This is a genomic window from Lentzea sp. NPDC004789, assembly GCF_053601075.1.
Genome location: NZ_JBSGBE010000026.1, coordinates 77,219 through 100,010 on the forward strand (window position 1 = coordinate 77,219; position 22,792 = coordinate 100,010).

At 69.8% G+C, this 22,792-nt stretch carries 24 protein-coding genes; 14 read left to right on the forward strand and 10 right to left on the reverse strand.

Going from position 1 to position 22,792, the window contains the following annotated elements:
• Positions 1 to 120 precede the first annotated feature (120 nt).
• Complete coding sequence (locus ACWEIJ_RS39995) at positions 121 to 2,238, reverse strand: transglycosylase domain-containing protein (protein ID WP_449842493.1); 2,118 nt, start codon at positions 2,236 to 2,238, stop codon at positions 121 to 123.
• Positions 2,239 to 2,604: 366 nt separating this feature from the next.
• On the opposite strand from ACWEIJ_RS39995, the gene ACWEIJ_RS40000 reads away from it, so the two are divergent.
• Entirely contained in the window at positions 2,605 to 2,958 is a 354-nt protein-coding gene (locus tag ACWEIJ_RS40000; RefSeq protein WP_449842494.1) for an SH3 domain-containing protein, read from the forward strand.
• 101 nt (positions 2,959 to 3,059) lie between these two features.
• Here the strand turns inward: ACWEIJ_RS40000 and ACWEIJ_RS40005 are convergent, their stop codons facing one another.
• Entirely contained in the window at positions 3,060 to 4,088 is a 1,029-nt protein-coding gene (locus tag ACWEIJ_RS40005; protein WP_449842495.1) for a carbohydrate kinase family protein, read from the reverse strand.
• A 51-nt stretch (positions 4,089 to 4,139) separates the two neighbouring features.
• On the opposite strand from ACWEIJ_RS40005, the gene ACWEIJ_RS40010 reads away from it, so the two are divergent.
• The gene (locus ACWEIJ_RS40010) at positions 4,140 to 5,333 is read left to right on the forward strand and encodes an MFS transporter (protein ID WP_449842496.1); all 1,194 of its coding nucleotides are present in this window, start codon (positions 4,140 to 4,142) and stop codon (positions 5,331 to 5,333) included.
• Here ACWEIJ_RS40010 and ACWEIJ_RS40015 read toward each other — a convergent pair.
• The 6 genes from ACWEIJ_RS40015 to ACWEIJ_RS40040 form a co-directional block, all read right to left on the reverse strand.
• Entirely contained in the window at positions 5,308 to 5,742 is a 435-nt protein-coding gene (locus ACWEIJ_RS40015) for an SRPBCC family protein (RefSeq protein WP_449842497.1), read from the reverse strand. The two genes, ACWEIJ_RS40010 and ACWEIJ_RS40015, sit on opposite strands and share 26 nt — an antisense overlap.
• Positions 5,743 to 5,773: 31 nt before the next feature.
• The gene (shbA, locus tag ACWEIJ_RS40020; RefSeq protein WP_449842533.1) at positions 5,774 to 6,376 is read right to left on the reverse strand and encodes an RNA polymerase sigma factor ShbA; all 603 of its coding nucleotides are present in this window, start codon (positions 6,374 to 6,376) and stop codon (positions 5,774 to 5,776) included.
• A gap of 233 nt (positions 6,377 to 6,609) precedes the next feature.
• Complete coding sequence (locus tag ACWEIJ_RS40025; RefSeq protein ID WP_449842498.1) at positions 6,610 to 7,842, reverse strand: class I SAM-dependent methyltransferase; 1,233 nt, start codon at positions 7,840 to 7,842, stop codon at positions 6,610 to 6,612.
• Positions 7,843 to 8,547: a DUF1365 domain-containing protein gene (locus ACWEIJ_RS40030; RefSeq protein WP_449842499.1), complete on the reverse strand. Its 705-nt coding sequence runs from the start codon at positions 8,545 to 8,547 to the stop codon at positions 7,843 to 7,845.
• Positions 8,544 to 9,782: an NAD(P)/FAD-dependent oxidoreductase gene (locus ACWEIJ_RS40035; protein WP_449842500.1), complete on the reverse strand. Its 1,239-nt coding sequence runs from the start codon at positions 9,780 to 9,782 to the stop codon at positions 8,544 to 8,546. Before ACWEIJ_RS40035 ends, ACWEIJ_RS40030 begins: the two co-directional genes overlap by 4 nt.
• Positions 9,775 to 10,464 (reverse strand): alpha/beta hydrolase, encoded by a 690-nt coding sequence (locus ACWEIJ_RS40040; RefSeq protein ID WP_449842501.1) that lies wholly within the window; start codon positions 10,462 to 10,464, stop codon positions 9,775 to 9,777. The genes ACWEIJ_RS40035 and ACWEIJ_RS40040 overlap by 8 nt, the downstream gene beginning before the upstream one ends.
• Before the next feature lie 73 nt (positions 10,465 to 10,537).
• On the opposite strand from ACWEIJ_RS40040, the gene ACWEIJ_RS40045 reads away from it, so the two are divergent.
• From ACWEIJ_RS40045 to ACWEIJ_RS40085, 9 genes are all read left to right on the forward strand, one after another.
• Positions 10,538 to 11,362, forward strand: coding sequence for an alpha/beta fold hydrolase (locus ACWEIJ_RS40045; RefSeq protein WP_449842502.1), 825 nt, complete (start codon positions 10,538 to 10,540; stop codon positions 11,360 to 11,362).
• Between the two features lie 128 nt (positions 11,363 to 11,490).
• Complete coding sequence (locus ACWEIJ_RS40050; protein ID WP_449842503.1) at positions 11,491 to 11,592, forward strand: keywimysin-related RiPP; 102 nt, start codon at positions 11,491 to 11,493, stop codon at positions 11,590 to 11,592.
• Between the two features lie 16 nt (positions 11,593 to 11,608).
• Complete coding sequence (locus ACWEIJ_RS40055) at positions 11,609 to 13,429, forward strand: lasso peptide isopeptide bond-forming cyclase (protein ID WP_449842504.1); 1,821 nt, start codon at positions 11,609 to 11,611, stop codon at positions 13,427 to 13,429.
• Positions 13,413 to 13,664: a lasso peptide biosynthesis PqqD family chaperone gene (locus tag ACWEIJ_RS40060; protein WP_449842505.1), complete on the forward strand. Its 252-nt coding sequence runs from the start codon at positions 13,413 to 13,415 to the stop codon at positions 13,662 to 13,664. The genes ACWEIJ_RS40055 and ACWEIJ_RS40060 overlap by 17 nt, the downstream gene beginning before the upstream one ends.
• Complete coding sequence (locus tag ACWEIJ_RS40065; RefSeq protein ID WP_449842506.1) at positions 13,661 to 14,071, forward strand: lasso peptide biosynthesis B2 protein; 411 nt, start codon at positions 13,661 to 13,663, stop codon at positions 14,069 to 14,071. Before ACWEIJ_RS40060 ends, ACWEIJ_RS40065 begins: the two co-directional genes overlap by 4 nt.
• The gene (locus ACWEIJ_RS40070) at positions 14,068 to 15,810 is read left to right on the forward strand and encodes an ABC transporter ATP-binding protein (protein WP_449842507.1); all 1,743 of its coding nucleotides are present in this window, start codon (positions 14,068 to 14,070) and stop codon (positions 15,808 to 15,810) included. The genes ACWEIJ_RS40065 and ACWEIJ_RS40070 overlap by 4 nt, the downstream gene beginning before the upstream one ends.
• Positions 15,811 to 15,874: 64 nt before the next feature.
• A complete protein-coding gene (locus ACWEIJ_RS40075) occupies positions 15,875 to 16,489 on the forward strand; it encodes a LuxR C-terminal-related transcriptional regulator (RefSeq protein WP_449842508.1) in 615 nt (204 codons plus the stop codon).
• A gap of 75 nt (positions 16,490 to 16,564) precedes the next feature.
• A complete protein-coding gene (locus tag ACWEIJ_RS40080; protein WP_449842509.1) occupies positions 16,565 to 17,713 on the forward strand; it encodes a glycoside hydrolase family 88/105 protein in 1,149 nt (382 codons plus the stop codon).
• Positions 17,714 to 17,723: 10 nt separating this feature from the next.
• Positions 17,724 to 18,299 carry a nucleotidyltransferase family protein gene (locus tag ACWEIJ_RS40085; protein ID WP_449842510.1) on the forward strand — a complete coding sequence of 192 codons (576 nt, stop codon included), beginning with the start codon at positions 17,724 to 17,726 and terminating at the stop codon, positions 18,297 to 18,299.
• Here ACWEIJ_RS40085 and ACWEIJ_RS40090 read toward each other — a convergent pair.
• Entirely contained in the window at positions 18,274 to 18,882 is a 609-nt protein-coding gene (locus ACWEIJ_RS40090; RefSeq protein ID WP_449842511.1) for a C39 family peptidase, read from the reverse strand. The genes ACWEIJ_RS40085 and ACWEIJ_RS40090 overlap by 26 nt on opposite strands.
• 225 nt (positions 18,883 to 19,107) lie before the next feature.
• Between ACWEIJ_RS40090 and ACWEIJ_RS40095 the strand changes: the two genes are divergently transcribed.
• Entirely contained in the window at positions 19,108 to 20,058 is a 951-nt protein-coding gene (locus ACWEIJ_RS40095; RefSeq protein ID WP_449842512.1) for an ArsR family transcriptional regulator, read from the forward strand.
• Here the strand turns inward: ACWEIJ_RS40095 and ACWEIJ_RS40100 are convergent.
• Positions 20,055 to 20,237 (reverse strand): hypothetical protein, encoded by a 183-nt coding sequence (locus ACWEIJ_RS40100; RefSeq protein WP_449842513.1) that lies wholly within the window; start codon positions 20,235 to 20,237, stop codon positions 20,055 to 20,057. The genes ACWEIJ_RS40095 and ACWEIJ_RS40100 overlap by 4 nt on opposite strands.
• A 102-nt stretch (positions 20,238 to 20,339) precedes the next feature.
• Between ACWEIJ_RS40100 and ACWEIJ_RS40105 the strand changes: the two genes are divergently transcribed.
• A complete protein-coding gene (locus ACWEIJ_RS40105) occupies positions 20,340 to 21,080 on the forward strand; it encodes an SIS domain-containing protein (RefSeq protein WP_449842514.1) in 741 nt (246 codons plus the stop codon).
• An 80-nt stretch (positions 21,081 to 21,160) separates the two neighbouring features.
• Complete coding sequence (locus ACWEIJ_RS40110) at positions 21,161 to 22,744, forward strand: penicillin-binding transpeptidase domain-containing protein (protein WP_449842515.1); 1,584 nt, start codon at positions 21,161 to 21,163, stop codon at positions 22,742 to 22,744.
• Positions 22,745 to 22,792 lie beyond the last annotated feature (48 nt).

Sequence of the window (22,792 nt, forward strand, 5' to 3'; positions counted from 1 at the left end):
AACCGTGCCCACCGGCAGCCCAGCGGTGTGCTCGCAGCCCAGCCCCACCCCCGGCCGCGCCCAAAGCAAAGGGCCGTCGGACGCATCTCGCGTCCGACGGCCCCTTCGGCCGAGCAAGCCCTACTTGTACCGGGCCGCAGCGGGTGGCAGCTGCGCCACGGGCAGGCCCTCGTGGATCACCTTCATCGCGTTGAACCAGGTCGGAGCCGCCACCTGGCCACCGAAGACACCCGTCGTGGCGCCAGGGCAGAAGCGGATCGGGTTCGCGCAGATCACCTCGGGGCGGTTGCCGTCGGCGTAGGTCATGACCGCGCCCGCGTACTGCGGGGTGGCGGCCAGGAAGGCGACCGACTTGTGCTCCTCGGTGGTACCGGTCTTGGCGATGGTCGGGCGGGTCCAGCCGGAGGCGCTCGCGGCGGCCGCGGCGGTGCCGCCGCCGACGACGTCGTGCGACATGGCCTGGGCGAGGGAGTTGGCCAGGTCGGTGTTCACGGCCTGCTCGCAGGGCTTTTCCTTCAGCGGGATCTCCTTGCCGTAGCGGTCGGTGACCTTCTCCACCGGGGTCGGCGGGCACCAGGTGCCGCCGGAGACGATGGTGGCGGCGACGTTGGCCAGTTCCAGGACGCTGGTGGCGCCGGGGCCGAGGGTGAAGGAGCCCGCGTTGTTCTGCTTCGTCCAGTCGCCCTGGGACGGGCCGTTGGACTTGTCCTCCTTGAGCGGCTCACCGTTGCGGTTGACGCCCTGGAGGGTTTCGCGCATGCCCATGCGGTAGGCCATGTCCACGACCTTGTCGAGGCCGGTCTGCTCCTCCAGGATCACGAAGCCCGTGTTCGGGGAGGTCGCGAGGGCCTGGGTCAGCGACATCTTGTCGCTGTACTTGGCGGCGTTCTCGATCTTCCAGGGCGAGCCGCCGTTGGGGTAGACCTTGGAGTAGTAGGTGTTGGGCACCGACATCTCCTTGTCGATGCCGATCTTGCCGTTCTCGAGCGCGGCGGCGGCGGTGAAGATCTTGTTGACCGAGCCTGGACCGAACGGGAGGACCTCGGCCGGCACCGGGCGGGCGACCTGGCCGAGCTCGGCGTTGTTGCCGTAGTCGCGGGAGGCGACCAGGGCGCGCACCTTGTGCTTGTCCTTGCCGGGCTCGACGACCGACATGACGTTCGAGATGCCGTTCAGGGTCTTCGGGACCTGCTGCTCGGCCGCCTGCTTCGCCGCCTTGGTGGCCTTCGGGTCCATCGTGGTGCGGATGGTGAGGCCGCCGCGCTGCAGCTGCTTGTTCGTGATGCCCGCTTCGCGCAGGTAGTCGAGCAGGTAGGAGCAGAAGAAGCCGTAGATCGGGCCGTCACCGGCGCCGACGCAGCCCTTCGGAAGGATCTTCAGGTCGTCGACCACGCCCAGCGGGGCGGCCTTGAACTCGTCGGCCTTCTTCTGGGCCTCGGCCTGGTCGGTGCCGAACGCGCCGTTCTCGCGCATCTTGTCGATGACGATGTTGCGGCGCTCCAGCGCCTTGTCCGGGGACGAACCGGGGTTGAGCGACGACGGGCGGTTCGCGATCGCGGCCAGCAGCGCGGCCTGCGGGACGGTCAGCTTGTCGGCGGTCGTGTTGAAGTAGGCCTTGGCCGCGGCACCGACGCCGTAGGTCTGGTTGCCCAGCGGCACGATGTTCAGGTAACCGGCGAGGATGTCGTCCTTCGACACCTCCTGCTCGAGCTGCAACGCGATGCGGGCCTCGCGGAGCTTGCGGCCGACGGTCGCCTCGGTGGCCTTCTCCCAGGCCTCCTGCTCGTTGTCGGCGCCGAGCACGAACGCCATGTAGTTCTTCACGTACTGCTGGGTGAGCGTCGAGGCGCCCTGCGTCGCCCCACCGTCCACACCGGCCTTCGCGGCGGCACGGGCGATGCCCTGCCAGTCGACGCCGCGGTGGGCGTAGAACCGCTTGTCCTCGATCGCGAGGATCGCGAGCTTCATGGTGTCCGCGATGTCGCTGGACGCCAGCGGGATCCGGTACTGGTCGTACAGGTAGGCGATCGGGTCGCCGTTCATGTCCTCGATGGTCGTGACGAGCGGAAGCTCCGCCTTCGCGAGATCACCGGACGTCTTGTCGACCTCGTCGGCCGCGCGGTTGGACGCGAGCCCGAGACCTCCGACGAACGGGAACACCATCGCGGCGAGGAGCACGCCCGCCGTCAGGCACAACCCCAGCAACTTGACCAAGCCTGACGCGCGTGCGGCGAACAACCCGCAACTCCTTCCGAACCGAACTCAGGGATCCCTGCGTATTAAGGCGCGCGGCGACCCCGTGAGGTTGCGTCTGCTGATCGATTGGTTTCAACCTACCGGAGTCGCCGGCCGATCGTCGGACTGGCGCTGCATACCCGAAACGCCTGATCGGTAACCGCACGACTTCCGGCCGAGTGCTCAGTTGCCCACCACCGCTTGACGTCAGAGCCGCGTGATCCGAAGAATTCGGCTCACGCCGGACGCTGGGGGGACGATGGCGCATCAACGGACGCGCATTGCCCTGGAGGCAACACCCGCGTGTTCATCCTCCCCTCACGTGACCGACTGCGAATCAGGCACGGCTCACTCATCCCTGGGGGAACAATGCGCACGAAGCTCATGCTGATGACCGCGATCGCGGCGGCGATCACGTTGGTCACCGGTGGCACCGCCGTCGCGGCCGGCGCCTACTACCACTGCATCGGCAGCTACCCGGGGATCTGGTGCTCGCCCGCGCTCGCGGACCTCAACGTCCGCTCGGGGCCCGGCACCGGCTACCCGTCGTCCTTCGTCATTCCCAAGGGCAGCGACGTCGCGCTGATCTGCTACACCGAGGGCCAGTCGATCAACGGTGACAACCTCTGGATCCAGGTCAACGAAGCCTCCCAGTACGTCACCGACTACTACGTCGGCACCGGCTCCGCGGCGGACCTGAAGGCTCACGTCAACCACTGCTGACCAACGGCGGCTCCGGTGCCGCTGTCCGATCAGGACAGTTCGTCGTTCACACAGGACTGGCGCGGACTCGGGCGAGGACGCGCCAGTTCGTGACGGCACACCTACCGGAGCAGCCGCAGGCCGATCGTCGGACTGGCCCTCCGCACCTCCACGCCCGCGTGGTCGGGCAGCAGGTCGTCGAGGAACCCGTACCGCGTCAGCTCCTCGTCCGGCCTCCTGCTCACCGTCCGCCACCAGACCGCGATGTCGCCCCAGCCGGGAGCCGACAGCGACCCGCCGAAATGTTGCACGGACAGCGCGGCGCACAGGTTCGCGAACCGGACCCGGTGCTCCAGCGGCCACCCGGCGAGAGTGCCCATCACGAACCCGGCGCCGAACACGTCACCGGCCCCGGTCGGGTCGAGTTGGGCGACGTTGAGGCCCGGCACCTCCACGCACTCGCCGGTGGCGCTGTCGACCGCGACCGCACCGGCTCCCCCGCGGGTGACGACCACCACCGGCACGTGCTCGGCGAGCTTGCGCGCCGCGGCCTCCGGCGAGTCGGTGCGCGTGTACCCCTGTGCCTCCACGTGGTTGGGCAGGAACACGTCGTAACCTTCGAGGCGGCGCAGCAGCTCCGGTGACCACGCCCCGGTGCGGTCCCAGCCGATGTCGGCGAACAGCAGCGCGCCGTTCTCCTTCGCCGTGCGCACCCACTGCTCGTCCTCCCCCTGGATGTGCACGAAGCAGGCCCGCGTCGACGGGGGCGGGCAGAACAGATCGTCCGCAATGACCGGTGCCTTGTGCCCGTGCGTGACCATCGACCGGTCGCGCTCCATCGCCATGGACACCGTCACCGGCGAGTGCCACCCGTAGAACCGGCGGCAGTACGAGAGGTCGACGCCCTCCTGGTCGGCCAGCACGTCCCAGCAGAAGTCGCCGTACGCGTCCTCGCCGAACGCCGCCGCCAGCGCGGTCTTGAGCTCCAGCCGGCGCAACGCCACCGCGAGGTTCGCGATGCCACCAGGACACGACCCCAGGCCCTCGGCCCACACCTCTGTCCCCGCGGCCGGTGGGCGGGGCAGGCCGGTGAAGATGATGTCGAGGAAGACCGTGCCGGTGAGCAGCACGTCGTAGTCCGGATCAGCCATGCACAAACCATGCCATCCGACCCCGGCGATCATGCGCTAGAAACGTCCTCCATGGGGGTTCCGCTCAGGAAGAACGTTCAGTTCCAGCTGCTGTGGTTCGGCGGTGCCGTCTCGCAACTGGGCACGCAGCTCACCACGTACGCCATGCCGTTGCTGATCCTCGCCGTCACCGGGTCGTTCTTCTGGGCGGGCGTGATCGCGGGCGTGCGCGCCACCACGCTGGTCCTCGCCCAGATGCCCGCGGGCGTGTGGGTGGACCGCTGGGACCGCGGCAGGGTCCTGGTCCGCAGCCAGACCACGCAGGCCGTCGCCGTCGCGGCGATGGCGGCCAACGTCGTCACCGGCGTCCACTCGATCCCGGTCTTCCTCGTGCTGGCCGCGGTGGACGGCGTCTGCACCGCGTTCGCCGGCCCCGCCCGCTCCACCGCGGTCAAGGCCGTGGTGGCGCCGGAACAGCTCAGGACCGCCTTCGCGCAGGAGGAGGCGCGCGGCCACGTCGCCTGGCTCGCCGGCCCGTCGCTCGGCGCGCTGCTCTACGGGTTCGGCCGCGCGGTGCCGTTCGTCGCGGACGCGATCTCGTTCCTCGTCGCCGCGGTCTGCGCCTGGTTCGCCAAGATCCCGGCGCGCACCGAGCAGCGGCCGCGTCAGCGCATGCACCAGGACCTCCGCGAGGCGTGGAGCTGGCTGTGGCACCAGCGCGGGATGCGCAACGTCGTCGCGATCTTCCTGGCGCTCAACCTGCTCGGGGTGGCCTCGATGCTCCCGGTCGTCGCGCTGGTCAAGGAACGCGGTGGCGCCGACTGGCTCGTCGGCCTGGTGCTGACCGGTGTCGGTGTCGGCGGTGTGCTCGGAGCGCTGGTCTCGCCGAAGGTCACCGTGCCGCACGAACGGATCGTCGTCGCGGTGCTCGTGGTCTTCGGCGTGAGCAACCTGGCGATGGCACTGCCGTTCGGCGCGTGGTGGCCGTTCGTGCCGTTGATGGTCACCGCGGTCGCGACACCGTTGCTCAACGTCTCGGTGAGCGCGGTCTTCACGGCGATGGTGCCTGACGACCTGATGGGACGGTTGGACGCGATCCTGACCGTTGCCTCGCGCGCGCTCACCCCGCTCGCCCCGGTGCTCGGCGCGTTCGCCGCTGACGTCGTCGGTGGCGCGGTCGCGCTGATGACGTTCGGCGCGTTGATCCTGCTGACCGCCCTGGTCGCGGCCTTCAGCGACCTCAGGACGCCTCAGCGACTCTCCTGAGGTGCTCGTTGCGTTGCAGGATGAGCCGGGGCATGTACCGGTCGAGCACGAAATGGCCGATCGGCGCCACGAACTCGACGACGTCGCGCATGACCGTGCCGCCGCGGCCGTCCGGTTCGAAGTGGTGCTCGTGCCGCCACCGCCGGAACGGTCCCCTGACCTGCTCGTCCACGAAGAACCGCGGCGCGTCGAGCGCGCTGATCCGCGAGGTCATCCGCCACGGCACGCCGAAGTGCCTGGCCCGCCAGGTGACCGTGTCGTCCAGCCGCATCCGGCCGGAGGTGACGCCGCCGACGATCCGTTCGCCGGAGTGCGCCATTGACGCGGTGTGCACGCCGACGTCCAGGCTGAGGTCGAACACGAGCTGCACGGGCGCGGCGACGCGGGTCGTCACCTCGAAGCGGGTCATGCCACGACCCTATGACCGCCGACCTGAGAGCTCAGCCCTCCTCGGCGATCATCTCCCGCATCCGGGTGAGGGCGCGGTGCTGGGCCACCCGCACGGCGCCCGGCGTCGACTCCACCGCCAGTGCGACCTCCTCGGCCGAGAGGCCCACCGCCACCCGCAGCACGAGGATCTCGCGCTGGCGTGACGGCAGCTTGTGCAGCAGGCGGGTGACCTGGGCCATCATCTCGCCGTTGACCGCGTGCTGCTCCGGCCCGTCCTCCAGGGAAGGGCAGTCGGGCAGTTCCGGCACCACCTCGGCGCGGTTGCGGACGGCACGGCGGCGGGCGTCGGCGACCTTGTGGGCGGCGATGCCGTAGACGAAGGCCAGGAACGAGCCGGGTTCGTAGCGGTACTTGGACAGCGCGCCGAGCACCGCCACGCAGACCTCCTGCGCGATGTCCTCGGCCGAGACCAGGGTGCGTTCGCGGCCGCCGACCCGTGCGCGGCAGTAGCGCACGATCAGCGGCTGGATCCGGCCGAGCAGGTGCTCGACCGCGCGTCTGTCTCCCGATAGAGCGGCGTCGACGAGGTCGGTGAACTCGGCTTCGGCGAGCCACTGGTTGGAGACCGGTGCCTGGCGCACCCGCCGGCGCATGGGCACCGTTGGCTGGTTCCAGGTCTCCGCTGTCAACACTGCAGCGAGGCCGGCACCGTCATCGGTCCGCACGGCTGTGGGTTGGACCATCCCGGCGACCTCCTCTACAGCGACACTAGGGGCTTCACTGAAGAAGAGAGCGCAGCGAGCCGATTGATACCGCCTGCTTCAAAGCTGACCACGAAGTCCAGCCGGGTGGGGCGAGCAGCACCCAATTGGGGCAGAAGGTGGTCCTAATGGCCCAGTCTTTCGGCCATGGCGAACTGCTGGACACCGAGGTGGCCGACCCGGAAACCGGCCTCCGAGTAGGCCAGGTAGAACTCCCACATCCGGCGGAACGTGTCGTCGAAGCCGAGCTGCTTCACCTCGTCCCATCGGGTGAGGAACGTGTCGCGCCATCGCCTCAGCGTCTCGGCGTAGTCGTCCCCGAACGAGCGGGTCTCGACGATCCGCAGCCGGGTGTGGTCGCGCACGGACTCCTCGATCGACCGCACCGACGGGATGAGGCCGCCGGGGAAGATGTACTTGTGGATCCAGGTGTAGCTGGCCCTGCTCGCGATCATGCGGTCGTGCGGCATGGTGATCGCCTGCAGTCCCAACCGGCCACCCGGCGCGAGCACGCGGTCGAGCACCGAGAAGTACTCGGGCCAGTATTCGGCACCCACTGCCTCGATCATCTCGACGCTGACGACCGCGTCGTACCGACCGCGCTCCTCTCGGTAGTCCCGCAGGTGCACCGTCACTCGATCGTGGAGGCCCGCGTCCCTCACCCGGTCCAGCGCCAGCTTCCGCTGTTCCGCGGAGATGGTCAGTGACGTGACCGCGGCACCCCGCTCGGCGGCCCGGATGGCCAGCGCGCCCCACCCGGTGCCGATCTCCAGCACCCGTGATCCGGCGCGCACGCCCGCGTAGTCGAGCACGCCGTCGATCTTGCGGAGCTGTGCGGTGCGCAGATCGACGCCGGGGTTCTCGAACAACGCCGACGAGTAGGTCATCGTCTCGTCCAGGAACGCCGCGAACAGCTCGTTGGACAGGTCGTAGTGCCGGTGGACGTTCTGCCGCGAGCCCGCCACGTCGTTGGTGTCGGACGAGGGGTGCCCCCGCTCCGCCCACCGCCGCAGCCGCTGCAGACCGGGCGGGATCAGCGTGGTGAGCCGGGCCGCGAACGCCGACAGCACGTCCGCGAGTTCGTCGGACGCCCAGTCGCCCACCATGTAGGCCTCGCCGAAGCCGATCTTGGCGTCGGCACCGAGCCGGTGGAAGAACTCGGCGGGCCGCACCAGCCGCATCACCGGTCCGCCGGCACCCCAGGTCGTACCGCCCGGCAGCCGGACGGTCACCGGCAGCGTGCGCACGGCGTTGCGGAACAGCGACTCGGCGATCCGGGCGCGCAGGGGCGATCGCGGCGCGGTGAACAGGCCGGGCCAGATGCCCTGGTTCGGCCGGGGCAACGACAGCGTGCTCATCTACTCACTCCTGGGAACGATCGGCAGGCGCCTCAGATGGAGGGCGATGCCGTGGCGGCGGATCAGCGCGGACACGCGCTGGGGCATCAGCGGCCGGGTGAGGAGCAGGCGCAGCCCCGTGCTGCGCGTGCCCTTCATCGTGGCGCTGAAGGTCGTCTTCCCGTTCTGCCGCAACGCGATGGTCGCCGACAGCCGGTTTCCCGGTTTCGGCAGCTTCATCACGTAGTGGCCGTCGACCCGCAGGAACGGGGAGACGTAGAACTCCTTGCCGACCGACGCCCGGCCCTGGTCGTCGGTGCGCAGCAGATAGCAGTGCCGTCCCCCGTAGGTGTTGTGCACCTCCGCGACCACGCACACGAGCGCTCCGGACGCGTCGTGGCACCAGTAGACGGACAGCGGGTTGAAGACGTGGCCGAGCACGCGGGCGTTGGCGAGCATCAGGACCTGCCCGCCGCCGAGCCCGATCCCGTGACCGGCGAGCCACTCGTCGAGGTTCTCCCGGATGCTCCGATGTGGAGACCTGACGCCGGCCGAGCCGGCAGTACCGAACGAGTGGTCCCGGGCCTCGAAGCGCGCGAACGGCCGGGCCCACCGGGGCAGGCGCGGCAGCTCGTCGAGGTCGACGAGCCACATGTACGCGCGGTGGCTGAACGTCCGCTCGATCAGCTCACGACGCGTGTGCGTGATGACGACGTCGTAGATCACCACTCGACTCCGAAGTGCCGGGCCGCGCGCACCCCCGACGCGCAGCCGTCCTCGTGGAAGCCCCACCCGTGGTACGCGCCGGCGTACGCGGTGGCGGCACTGTTGATCTGGGGCAGACGTCGTTGCGCCGCAACGGATTCGGGCGTGTAGATCGGGTGTTCGTAGGTCATTCGCGCGAGCACCCGGTCCGGGTTCACGGCGTGCGGGTTCAACGTGACCACGAAGTCGCGCGGGTCGTTGAGCCGCATCAGCCGGTTCATGTGGTAGCTGACGAGCACCTGGTCGCCGGCCTCGACGCACGCCCGCTTGTAGAGGTTCCACGACGCCTTCGCCCCGCTCGCGCGCGGCAGGATCGAGGCGTCGGTGTGCAGCCACGTCTCGTTGCGCGAGTACTGGAACGCGCCCAGCACCTCCTTCTCCTCGCGCGTCGGGTCGGCGAGCAGGCCGAGCGCCTGGTCCGGGTGCGTGGCGATGACGACGTGGTCCGCGGTGTGCAGCACGTTGTCGTCGTCGCGGATCTCCACGCCGTCGCCGGTGCGCGTCACGGCCCGGATCGGGGTGCTCACGTGGACGGCGTGCAGCCCCTTCACCACACGGTCGACGTACGTGCGGGAGCCGCCGACGACGGTCTTCCACTGCGGCGTGCCACCGATCGACAGCATGCCGTGGTTGCCGAGGAACTCGAACAGGTACCAGGCCGGGTACCTCATGCTCAGCGCCGCTCCGGCCGACCACACCGCGCTGACCAGCGGGACGATGAAGTGGTCGACGAAGTACCGCGAGTAGCCGCCGATCGCGAGGAACGCGCCGAGCGTGACGTCGTGCGCCTCCTCGTGGTCGAGAACGCGCTGGGCGTGCCGGTAGAACCGCGTGACCTCGGCGAGCATCCGGACGAAGCGCACGTTGACCAGGTTGTCCGGCCGCGCGAACAGCCCCGGCAGCTTCTTCGCGCCCGCGTACTCCAGCCCGCAGCCGTCGCACCGCACGCTCATCGACATCTCGGCGTCCTGAGTGGACACCCCCAGCTCGCGGAAGAGCCGGATCAGGTTCGGGTACGTCCGTTCGTTGTGGACGATGAACCCGCTGTCGACGGCCACCCCGCCGATATCGTGCGTGTGCGCGTGGCCGCCGAGCCGGTCGTCGGCCTCGAACAACGTGACGTTGTGCTTGCGCTGCAGCACATGGGCGGCGGTGAGCCCGGCCACCCCTGCTCCGATGACGGCGACCTCACCCACGCGAACCTCCCAGGGGCACGTCGAGGCCCCGCGGCGAGACCTCCCGCATGGCGTTCGCGATGTCCCGTGCCACCGGTTCGAGCCCGAGCTCACCGCGCACGAAGTCGACGACGAGCCTGGTCCAGTCCCGCGCCCGCCGGAGCATGGCGTGCCCGTCGCCCTCGACGGTGAACCGCGCGACCCGGTCGGTGACCGTCTTGGCCTGCCGGGCGAACCACAGCGACCTGGCGGGGTCCGTCATCCGCTCCCGATCGCCGTGCGCGATCAGCAACGACTTGCCTTTGAGCTGCGCGAACGGCTCCCCCGGCTCGATCCACGGCGCCAACGCGCACACGGCCACCACGCTCGGATGCCCGGCGACCCGCAGCGCCGTCCGGCCGCCCATCGAGTGCCCGACGAGCACGACCGGCTTGCCGGGATGCAGCTCGGTGATCCTCCGCAGCGTCCACTCCGCGTCCTCGACGGGGTCGAGGCTCGGTGCGTTCCAGCCCCTCTTGCGATACCGCAGCAGCCAGACCTCGACACCAGGCGCGCGCAGCGCTCTGGCCAGCGGCACCATCCTCAGGTAGGCGAGGTTGTACCGCCGGACGGGTTCCTGGCCGTGTTCGCGGCCGCCGTGCAGCACGAGCACAACAGCGTTCGTATCGGTCGGTGAGGTCAGCACGTCGACATGCGGATGCACGCCCGACGTTCGAGCGACCACGTCTTTCGGCTCGGACCTTGAGAGCCAGGTCACACCGGTAGTGTTCGAACCTGTGATCGACCACATCGGCATCGAGACCGAGGCAGGCACCTTCGACGCCATCGCGTCCGGCCCCGAGGACGGCCGCCCGGTCCTGCTGCTGCACGGCTTCCCCGAGGCCGCCATCGAGTGGGAGCACCAGGTCGCGGTGCTGGGCGCGAACGGGTTCCGCGCGGTCGCCCCCGACCAGCGCGGCTACTCCCCCGGCGTGCGACCGGAGCAGGCGAGCGAGTACACCGTCACGCACCTGGTCGGTGACGTGATCGCCATGGCGGACGCGCTGGGCTGGGGCACGTTCGACCTGGTCGGCCACGACTGGGGTGGCGCGGTCGCGTGGTGGACGGCGATCGACCACCCCGAGCGTCTGCGCACGCTTTCGGTGTTCTCGACGCCGCACCCCGGCGCGCTCAAGGTCGCGTTGCAGACCGACGAGGACCAGCGGCTGCGGTCGCAGTACATGCTCGACTGGCGGGAGCGCAGCACCGAGCGGCGGATGCTGGAGAACAACGCCCAGGCGCTCAAGCAGATGTTCGAGTGGAAGATCCGGCCCTCGCACCTCGACGAGTACCTGCAGCGGCTCAGCGAACCGGGCGCGCTCACCGCGGCGCTCAACTGGTACCGGGCGGGCAAGCCGTCCGGCGCCGCCGACAAGATCGGCGTCAGGACGATGTACGTGTGGAGCACCGAGGACGTGGCGTTCGGGTCGGTGGCCGCGTTCGAGACCGAGAAGTGGTGCACCGGCGGGTACCGGTTCGAGATGGTCGAGGACGTGAGCCACTGGATCCCGGAGGAGATCCCGGAGGCGGCGAGCTCCCTGCTCCTGGAGCACCTCTCCTAAACCTGGATTTCCGCTTGCGGCAACTGCCGGAAGCGGCAGTCGTTCCGCCTGGTCGGCTGCTCAAGCCTCTCGTTACGTTCGGTTGGCGCGCGCTGAACCGAAGATCCCCACGAGGAGAGGTGCGAACCATGTACGAGACCCCGCAGCTGATCGACCTCGGTTCCTTCGAAGAGCAGACGGGCCTGCTCGGGGCCCACGGCAACGACCGGCTGATCCTCAGCAAGAACTGACGCGACACCACCGCGAATGCCTGAACAGGGCTCGCGGGGTCACGGCGAGTCGCACTTCGTGGTCCTTCCCGACCACGAGGCCGCGCTCGCCGTGGCCCGTCGCTGTGCGGCGCCGAGAACGCTCACCCACGCGTCGGGACGCCCGTGGCTCGTCGGGCGGTGGCGCGACGACGAGATCACCGTCGCGGCGAGGGGTGACGTCCGGCTGGCGGTGATCGGATGGTGCCCGATCAGCGTCGTGGAGCTGGAGCGCGCGGCCTTCGCGTTGCGCGACCTGGCTGCGCTGGACGAGCTCGCGAGGAGACTGCCCGGCAGCTTCCACCTCGTCGCCTCGCTCGGCGGACGGTGCCGGGTCCAGGGCACCGCCTCGGGCCTGCGGCTGGTGTTCCACCGCCGCGTCGACGGCGTCGTGGTCGCGGCCGATCGGGCCGACGTGCTCGGTGACGCGGAGCTCGACGAGCGGAGCCTCGCCGTGCGCCTGCTGTTCCCCACGCCCCACCCGTTGCTGGAACGGACGATGTGGCGCGGGGTGGACTGCGTGCCGCCCGGCAGCGCCCTGCTGATGGACGGCGACCGGTCCCGGATCACCCGGTGGTGGCAGCCCCCGGAACCGGTGCGCGGCATCGCCGAGTCAGCTCCGCTGATCAGAGACGCCCTGGTGCAGGCGGTCGACGTGCGCACGCGAGCGGGCGGCACCGTCGCGTGCGACCTGTCCGGCGGGCTCGACTCCACGTCCATCACGTTCCTCGCCGCCCGCTCATCGGCGCGGGTCGTCGCCAGCACCTGGCCTTCACTCGACCCGCTCGACGAGGACGTGGCGTGGGCGCGGCGGGCCGCGGCGCACCTGCCCGCGGTCGAGCACGTCGTGTGGCCGCCCGAACGCATTCCGCTGGTGTACGAGAACCTGCTGGGCGTCGACGACCCGATGGACGAGCCGACCATCGGGGTGATGGACCGCCAGCGGTTGCTCGAAGACCTGCACGGCCTGGCGGACATGGGGTGCCGGGTCCGGCTCACCGGTATCGGCGGTGATCACGTCGCCTGGTGCTCGGAGGCGCACTACCACTCGTTGCTGCGCAGGCGGCCGTGGTTCGCGATCCGGCAGCTGCGCGCGTTCCGGGCGTTGTTCCACTGGCCGCTGCGGCCGATGATCGCGGCGCTGGCCGACTCGCGGTCCTACCGCGCGTGGCTCGCGGACCAGGCGGACGACCTGTGCGCCGCGCGGGAACCGAACGTGACGGGAACGCTCGGCTGGGGCAGCGGGCCACGCCTGTTCGACTGGGTCACGCCCGACGCGCACGCGCTCGCCCGCGACGCGCTGCGGGAAGCCGCGGCGACGGCGGAACCGTTGGGGCGCACCAGAGGCGAGCACGCCGACCTCGAACCGATCCTGTCCTGCTCGCGCATCATCCGGCAGTGGGAGCAGATGAGCGCACGGGCAGGGCTGCCCATCCAGTCGCCGTTCCTGGACGACCGCGTGATCGAGGCGTGCTTCTCGGTGCGGCCGGAGGAACGCGTCACGCCGTGGCGCTACAAACCGGTGCTCACCGAGGCGATGCGCGGCATCGTGCCGGACGAGTGCCTGGCGCGCACCAACAAGGCGCAGGCGTCGCTGGAGGCCTCCGCGGGACTGCGCAGGCACCGCGGCGACCTCGTGGAGCTGTGGCAGAGCTCGAAACTCGCCGACCTCGGGCTGGTCGACCGGCGGCGGCTCACCGACCTCGCGCTGCGGCCGGACACCCCCGAGCTCCGCTCGGCGATCTTGTACTCGACGATCGGCTGCGAGGTGTGGCTGCGCAGCCTGGACCAGGGAGCGGACCGTGCGGCTGCGCGATGACATCTCGGTGGCGGACACCGACTACGGGCAGGTGCTGCTCGACGAGCGCACCGGGCACTACTGGCAGCTCAACCCGACCGGTGTGGTCGTGGTGCGGGCGTTGCTCGACGGGGCCGATGAGAACGCGGCCGTCAGCGCGCTGATCTCCACCTACGAGGTGGACGAGACACGGGCGCGACAGGACGTGTCGGCGCTCGTGACCGGGTTGCGCAACGCCGGGCTGGTGACGGCGTGACGACCCCGAGCGCGCTCAGCCGCCCGACCGGTGTCCCGTTCGGCCGCAGGATCGCCGCACGGATCGCCGTTGCCGCGGCCACCCCGCTGACGAAGCTCAAGCCGCGCACGCTGCGCAAGGTGCTCGCCGCGGTTCGCCGCGGAGCCCGGCCCGCGGCCTACGACACGGCCGCGAACGCGCGGGACGCGGTGCTGGCGGTGAGCCTGCGTTGCCTTGGCCCGCAAGGATGTCTGCCGCGATCGGTGGCCGTGGCGCTGCTGTGCCGGATGTCCGGGAGCTGGCCGACGTGGTGCGCGGGTGTGCGGGTCATGCCGCCGTTCGGTGCGCACGCGTGGGTCGAGGCGGACGGTGTTCCGGTCGGCGAGAACGTGCCGCCGCGGTACTTCCGTCCGCTGATGACGGTATGAGGACGCCGGACCTCTTCCGCCTGGCCTCCGGGCACTTCCGCCCGCTCGCGCTGGCCGTGGCGGCGACCCTGGTGGCGTCCGGGCTGGGCCTGCTGCAGCCCCAGTTGCTGCGCCGGGCCGTCGACGCGGCCGCGACGGCATCCGTGCCGTGGCAGCTGCTGGTGGCGATGGCGGCGTTGTTCGCGGCGCAGGCGTGCGTTGACGGGATCGGGCTGTTCCTGTTGGAGCGCACCGGAGAACGCGTCGTGCTCGGTGTGCGCCGGCGGTTGGTCGCGCGGCTGCTGCGGTTGCGCATGAAGGAGTTCGACGAGCACCGGGTGGGCGACCTGATGTCACGGGTCGGCACCGACACGACGGTGCTGCGCGAGGTGGTCTCCACCGCCTCCGTCCAGCTGGTCACCGGCACGCTCACCGGGGTGGGCACCGTCGTGCTGATGCTGTTGATCGACCCGGTGCTGTTCCTGTGGGTGCTGGCGACGGTCGTGGTCGCGGCGGTGGTCGTCTACTCGCTCGTCGGGCGGCTGCGGGCCGCGGGCGAGCAGATGCAGCGCGGCGTCGGTGACATGACGGCTGACCTGGAGCGCGCGCTCGGCGCGTTGCGCACAGTGCGCGCGTGCCGTGCCGAGGAACGCGAGGAGGAACTGATCGGGCGCCGGGCCGAGCAGGCGTGCGCCGCGGGAGTGCGGGCCGCGCGGATCACGTCGGTGATGAGCCCGGCCGTCGAGCTGGCGATGCGCGGGTCGTTGCTGGTCGTGCTGCTGATCGGTGGCACGCGGGTGGCGCGGGACGCGGCCTCGGTGGGCGACCTGATGGCGTTCCTGCTCTACGCGACCTACCTGGTGATCCCGTTCACCTCGGTGCTGCAGGGCATCGGCCTGCTGCAGAAGGGGATGGGCGCGCTCGGCAGGGTCGCGGAGGTGCAGTCGCTGCCGGTGGAGGACGCCTCCGGCGGCGCGTTGCCGAAGCGGGCCGGAATCGCACTCGAATTCCGCGATGTCTGGTTCCACTACCGCGATCGCCCGGTGTTGCGCGGCGTGTCGTTCACCGTCGAGCCGCACTCACACGTCGCGGTGGCCGGACTGTCCGGCGCCGGCAAGTCGACGCTGTTCTCGCTGATCGAACGGTTCTACGAGCCGACCTCGGGTGCACTGCTGGCAAACGGCACGGACATCCGGGAATTCTCCCGCCATCAATGGCGCGGCCGAATCGCACTGGTCGACCAGGACTCGCCGGTGCTGAACGGCACGCTCCGCGACAATCTTCGCTACTCGGTACCGGACGCCTCCGATCTCGATCTTCACGAAGTACTGGAAGTCGCAAATCTCGGCGAACTCGTGGCACGGCTTCCCGCCGGCCTGGACACCCCGCTCGGCGAACGCGGCCGAGCGTTGTCCGGCGGTGAACGCCAGCGCATCGCACTGGCCAGAGCCCTCCTTACCCGCCCTGAACTGCTACTTCTCGACGAACCGACGGCACACCTCGACCCGGTGAACGAGCGGGCGCTGCACCGGGCGATTCACCGTGCCGCGAAGGAGTGCGCATTGCTGGTCATCGCGCACCGGTTGTCGACAATTCGCGAGGCCGACCAGGTCGTGGTATTGCACGCGGGCGAAGTGGTCGCCCACGGCACGCACGACGAGTTGCTCGCCATTAATGATTTCTATGGCAGGCTCACGGCCGGCGACCTCGTCGAGAGCGCAAAGTCATTCGAGGCCGAAATATCCCCTGGATGGGGGTAGAGAAACCGCTACGACGAATGCCAACATGACTACGCCGGTGAGAATACGGGGAGAAAGGCGAGTCGTGTTGCGACGATCTCCAGCAGTCCGCACCGAATTCGTCGAGCTTCTGCACGACCGCTCCTCCGCCATCCGCGTGCTGGAGAACCTCGTGGTGCGCTCGGCATCGGTTCGCGGCGTGCTGTCGAGCCAGGCCGGCATCGACAGCACCCTGCTCGACCTGACCACCGCGGTCGAACGCGGACGCCTGTTGCTCGACGCGGCCCTCGCGCGACACGTCGAACCGAGGCACCAGGTGTCGATCCGCCTGCTCACCAAGCCCGCCAGGCACATGCTCGTCTTCGACGACCGCGTCGCCGTGCTGCCGCTGGCCGCCGGAGACCTGAACGTGGGCGCCGTGCTGCTGCGCAGCCCGCTCGCCGGTGCGTACGGCGAGCTCTTCGAGCTGATGTGGTCGGACGCCCGCACACCGGACGGCACGCCCGGCGACAGGGGTCTGACGAGCCGGGAAACCGAAGTCATCGGACTTTTACTGGACGGCGCCACCGACCACCAGGTCGCCACCCGTCTCGGCATGAGCAGCCGCACCGTGCGCGCGGTGGTGGCCCAGCTGCAACAGCGCTACGGCACTCGGTCACGGATGGCGCTCGGCTTCCACCTCGCCCGCATCACCCATTGACCCTGGACATCGGAGCTTTACGACTGGTAGGTCTGTGCGTGCCGCCGCCAAGGCATCCCCTTGGAGGGAACACGCATGACCACGTCCAGGCGTGACTTCGTCAAGCTCGGCGCACTCGCCGGCGGTCTCGCTCTCGGAACAGGCACCGCGTCCGCGAAGGAGTGCGCCGACTGGTCCGTCGAGGTCGTCGAGTCGACGATGCGGCAGTACACGCCGGAGACGCTCGGCGGCTGGGGTTACACGCGCGGCCTGTACCTGTGGGGCCAGTGGCTCGTCTTCCAGCGCACGAAGAACAAGAAGTACTTCGACTTCATCAAGGCTTGGGTCGACCGGTTCGTCGGGCCGGACGGCAGGATGAACCGCACCTTCACCAACCTGGACGCGATGCGCGCGGGCCAGCTGCTGCCGTTGCTCTACACCGCGACCGGCGACGTGCGGTACCGCACCGCGTCGACGCAGATCCGCGAGCGCCTCAACACCTACGCCCGCACGAAGGAAGGCGGCTTCTGGCACGCCGAGGGCGGCACCCGCGACTGGCAGAACTGGTCGGACGGCGTCTACATGGTCGTACCGTTCATCATGCGGCACGGCCACACGTTCGCCGAGAAGGAGTGGGCGAACGCGGAGGCCGTGAAGCAGCTCCTCGTCTACGCGAAGAACCTGCAGCACGGGAGCGGCCTGTTCCACCACGCCTACGACGAGTCTCGCACGGTCGGCTGGGCCGACCCGGTCACCGGTGTGTCGCCGGAGTTCTGGGGCCGCGCGATGGGCTGGTACGCCATCACGGTGTGCGACGTGCTGGAGGACCTGCCGCGCACCCACCCTGACCGGCCGAAGCTGATCGCGATCCTCGGCAGGCTGATCGCGGCGCTCGCGAAGTACCAGGACCGCGAGACGGGACGCTGGTTCCAGGTGGTGGACAAGGGCTCCAACCCGCAGAACTGGACCGAGACGTCGTGCTCGTCCATGTACTCGATGGCCATCTCACGGGCCGTGGAACGTGGTTACGTGTCGCGCAAGTACGACGTCGTGGCCCGGCGGGGCTACCGCGGCGTGCTGGACCGGGTGACGGTCAACGCGGCCGGCAACACCGAGATCTCCGAGATCTGCATCGGCACGAACGTCGGTGACCTGCCGTTCTACCTGGCGCGACCGCGGGCGGTGAACGACCTGCACGGCATCGGCGCGTTCCTGATCATGAACGAGCAGTTCCAGAGGCGGTAGGTTCGCGGGTATGCGCGTGGCCGGCCTCCTGCTAGCCGCGGGGGCCGGCCGCCGGTTCGGCACCCCGAAGGCTCTCGTCCCGCTGGACGGCAAGCTCTTCGTCGACTCGGCGGCCGAGCTGCTCAGAGCCGCCGGGTGCGAGCCGGTCGTCGTGGTGCTGGGCGCCGAGGCGGACGAGGTGCGCGCGAAGGCCTCTTTGGACGGCGTGACCGTCGTCGACAACCCGCACTGGGAAACGGGGATGGGTTCGTCGCTGCGCACGGGCCTGCACGCGATCGGCATCGCCGACGCCGTCGTGGTGCTCCCCGTGGACACACCCGGCGTCACCGTCGCCGCCCTGCACCGCCTGATGAACCTCGCCGAACCGGAAGCGCTGGCCCGCGCGGTGTACCACGGCGAGATCGGGCACCCGGTCCTGATCGGCTCGGACCACTTCGCGGGCGTGATGGCCTCGGCGGCGGGCGACCAGGGCGCGCGCGACTACCTCAAGGCCAACACCGTCCGCCACGTCGAATGCGCTGACGTGGCGGACGGTGCGGACATCGATCGACCAGAGGACCTCAGGCGACGTACCGGCGGAGCTTGATGCCCGACGACACGTTGGACGCGCTCACCCACGCCAGCCGGCCGCCCGCGTAGGCCGGGTCGGCCACGGCGAACTCGTTGCCGCCGGCGCGGTAGCCGACGATCGTGGCGTAGTGGCCGCCGGAGTAGTTGCGGCCGTTCAGCCGGATCACGTTGATCACGACGGCGTGGCCCTTGTTGGCGTTGTAGATCACGTCTTCCTTGAGCCTCTGCAGCAGCTGCGTGTCCGTCGACCACTGCTTGACCTGGTAGTAGTTCGAGCCGGTGTAGTGGTCGAGGGCGCTTTCGAGGTTCTTGATGTTCGGCAGGCCGTTGGTCGTGACCTTCATGTAGGACGCGAGCGTCGACTGCTCGACGTACTTGCCGCGCGCGGTCAGGGCGATGCGGGCGGCGGCAGCGGAGCACCAGTAGCCGGTCTTCTGCACCTGGAACTCGTACGGCAGAACGCCTTCGCCCTGGATGCCGAGCTCGGCGGCGGCCGGGATGACGGTCTCGCCGGGCGCGGCCAGCGCGACCGGCGCGGTGAGGACGGTCAGCGCGACGCCGGCCGCGGCGATCGCCCCAGTGATCTTCGCAAGCTTCATGTTCAGTCCCCTCAGTGGTGGCGCCGAACCCCCGGCACGGCGCTCGGCGAAAGCTTGCTGGCAGGCCGCGACGCCGCGCCACCACATTCGGCCAAGCCCTAAAAACGCAGGTGGAGGTGCTCAACGGCCCGTCGGCGGCCACTCTGCGTGGGCGGAATGGACCGTTCGGCTGAGTCGTCCCGATTCCGGTACGGAGCCGTGCAGCGCTGTGCCACTCTCCTTGCCGTGCTGCGTGTCCACTTCACGGCGGAGGACCTCGCGAGGGTGCGCGTCGCTCCCGGTCCCGACCCGATGTGGGAGATCCTGCTCAGCCTGCACGTGCTGCGGCAGCGTTCGGCCACCCCGGCGTTCGGCAGGTGGCGCGCGAACGTCCGGGCGAGCCTGCCCGACGAGGCCCGCTGGCTCATGCAGCTCGCACCGCCCGTCGGTTACTCCCCCGACTTCCTGACGCCCACCGCGGGTTCCTGCGCCCTCGACGCGGGCATCGACGCCGTTCTGTCCACACCGGTCGAAGCGTTGCGCGCCGATCTGGCCCAGCTGGGCTGCCAGCAACGCCTCGACCCGCGCACCCACCTGCTGGCCGGCGGTGACACGGCCACTTTGGACTTCCTCGGCGACGCGCTGCGCGCCTACCACCGCCACGCGCTGGCCCCGATCTGGGCCGAGGTCCGCGCCGTCGTCGACGCCGACCGCGCGGTGCGCGCCCGTTCCTTTCTGGACAACGGCTGCGAGGGCGTGCTCGCGACCCTGCACCCGACGATCTCGTGGTCACGGCCGGTGCTGTCGATCGAGTCCCGCTTCCCGCGGCGCGACGTCCACCTGCACGGCCAGGGCCTGGTGCTCGTCCCGTCGTACTTCTGCCAGCAACGCCCGATCATGCTCCGCGACCAGCGCCACGACCCGGTCCTCGTCTACCCGATCACCCGCGAACCGCAGGTCACCGGCACCGGCAAACGCGCCCTCGAAGCCCTGCTCGGCCGCACCCGAGCCGCGGCGCTGGAGGTCATCGCGGGCGGCTGCACCACCACGGAACTGGCCCGCAGGCTCGGCATCTCCGCCGCCTCGGCCAGCGCACATGCGACGGTGCTGCGCGACGCGGGCCTCGCCGTGGCGCAACGGCACCGCAACTCCGTGCTGCACACCGCCTCGGCTCTCGGCGTGGAGCTGCTGGCCTAAGGCCGCACGTGCACCGCCGCCCGCGCGCACCCGCCGGCGACGACGAGCAACCCGGACGCCACCCACACCGGCCACAGCTCGGAGTAGGTGATCGCCAGCGCGATGTTCGTGGCCCCCGCAGCCGTGAAGACCGCCGCCAGCACGACCCAGAAGTAGAAGTACCGCCTGATCCAACCCACCCCCGTCCGCAGGAGTCACCACGCCCTTTACCGCAACGTATCGAGCTTTGTGGTGCGCGGGTTACTGGTGGGGTCATCGACGATCCGGTACTACTGACCCGCATGACGACCGACACCGTGACCGGCTCCGACTACGGCAACCTCGTGCGCACGCACCTGACGCGCGTCGAACAGCACAACGCGGCGGCGCTCGACGACGTGGCCGAGCTCGTGCTGGCCGCCGTGCAGGCCGACGGCACGATCCTCACCGCGGGCGCCGGCCACTCCCTGGCAGCGGTCGCCGAAACCTTCTACCGGGCAGGCGGCCTGGCCTGCGTCCGACCGATCTACCACCCGGAACTGCTCCCGATGCACGGCGCGATCAGCAGCACCTCGGCCGAACGCCGCTCGGGCCTCGCGGGCGAGGTCCTGCGCGAAGCGGGCCTCGCCCCGCACGACGTCCTCTTCGTCTTCTCCACCTCGGGCGTGAACCACTACCCAGTGGAACTGGCCCAGGAAGCCGCCAACGCGGGCTGCCCGGTCGTCGCCGTCACCTCCGTGGCCGCCAGCGCCCAGGCCCCGCGCCGAGCCGGCGTCACCCTGGCCGAGGTGGCCACCGTCGTCCTCGACAACCTGGTCCCGACCGGCGACTCCACCTACCCGGAACACGCCCCGGTCACCGCCGCCGTCTCGACCCTGGCCACCACGTTCCTGTGGAACCTGCTGATGGTCCGCCTCGTCGACAAGGCGACCGAGACCGGCGTGCAACTCCCGCTCTGGCGCAGCGCCAACGTCGAAGGCGGCGACGCGGCCAACGCCGACCTGCTCAGGCACTACCAGACCCGCATCCCGCAGCTCGGTTGAGTAGCAATACTCACGCACTTCTCAGCAAGCGGCCGTTAGTCTCCCACCGGGGAAAGCACTTACCTGGGGGGACTTCACCTGTGGAGCAGAAAACCCGTAGATGGATCCTGATCAGCGGCGCCACCGCCACAGCCGCCATCATCGGCGTGGCGGGCGTCCTGCTCTGGAGCCCGGACCCGGTCATCTCGGAAACGAACGCGCCAAAACCCAGCGGCCAGGCCGAACGCCCCGCTGAACAACGCCCGGCCGACGTGGCCCAGACATTCGTGAACGCACTGTTCAGCTCGGACGCCACCATGGCGGCCAACATGACCGACGCGTCAGACGCCGCCACCACGGCGATCAGGGCGACCAAGACGGGCATGGGCACCTCCGCCTACCAAGCCCGCCTGGCAGAGGCCACACCGCCACCGCCCGACGCCACCACCGCGGAGATCGCCGCCTCCGTGACGTGGACGATGCCGAGCTCCAGCTTCCTGAAGTACGACATCAAGATCCCGATGCAGAAGTCCGGCAACCGCTGGCTGGTCCACTGGACCCCGACGATCATCCACCCGCAGCTGACCGAGGGCGCCTCCCTCACCTACCGCACGGCCCTGGCCGACGGCGCCCTGCTGGGCCGCGACGGCAAGCCCCTGGTCCAAAGCACCCTGCCGGACGGCCTCTACAAGGCGATCACAAGCCAAGCAGGCGACCTGAAGGGCACCGACGGCTGGGAAGTCGGTATCACCGCAGGCACCACCTTCACCGCCCTGGACGGCAAAAAGCCGCAGTCCGGTGAAAAGATCACCGTCACCATCGACCCGGCCCGCCAAGCAGCCGCCCAAGCCGCAGTGGACGCCCTCCCACAGGGCGCCGCCATCGTGGCCATCGACGCGAGCACCACCGAAATCCTGGCCGTGGCCCAGAACAAATCGCTCTCGAACACCAACCCGTTCATCGGCCGCTACGCCCCGGGCTCAACGATGAAGATCGTGACCGGCGCCGCCGTCCTGAACGCGGGTCTGGCCCAGCCCAACACCGCAGTCGGCTGCCCGGCCACCGCCACCATCGGCACCCGCACCATCAAGAACGCCGGCTTCGGCTACGACTCCATCCCGTTCCACAGCGCGTTCGCCTACTCGTGCAACACGACCTTCGGCGAGCTGGGCTCCAAACTCCCTCCGAACGCCCTCCCGGACATGGCCAAGCGCTTCGGCCTCGGCGCCGACTGGACCATCCAGGGCGCCGACACGAACACCGGCAAAGTCCCGCCCGCCACCGGCGACCAACAGGTCGAAAACAGCTTCGGCCAAGGCAACGTCGTAGCCAGCCCCTTCGGCATGGCCCTGGTAGCCGCCACCGCGGCCTCAGGCAGAACCCCGACCCCAACCCTCATGCGCGGCAAGCCCTCAGTCCCGAACGACGTGGCCGCCCCACCACCGGCAGCAGTCCTGCAGCCACTCCGCAACATGATGCGCGAAGTGGTCACCACCGGCACCGCCAAGCAACTGGCGGGAATCCCGAATCTGGCAGGCAAAACCGGCACCGCAGAAGCGGGCGGCGGTACCGCACACGGCTGGTTCGTCGGCTACCAGGGCAACGTGGCGTTCGCAGTCTTCGTGGAAAACGCAGGCTCATCCCAAAGCGCACTGACCACAACCGCAGCCTTCCTGAGGGGATAGAAAGAGGCGAGGCCTGACCACCCGCGAAGGCGAAGCCGAGCCCGTCTT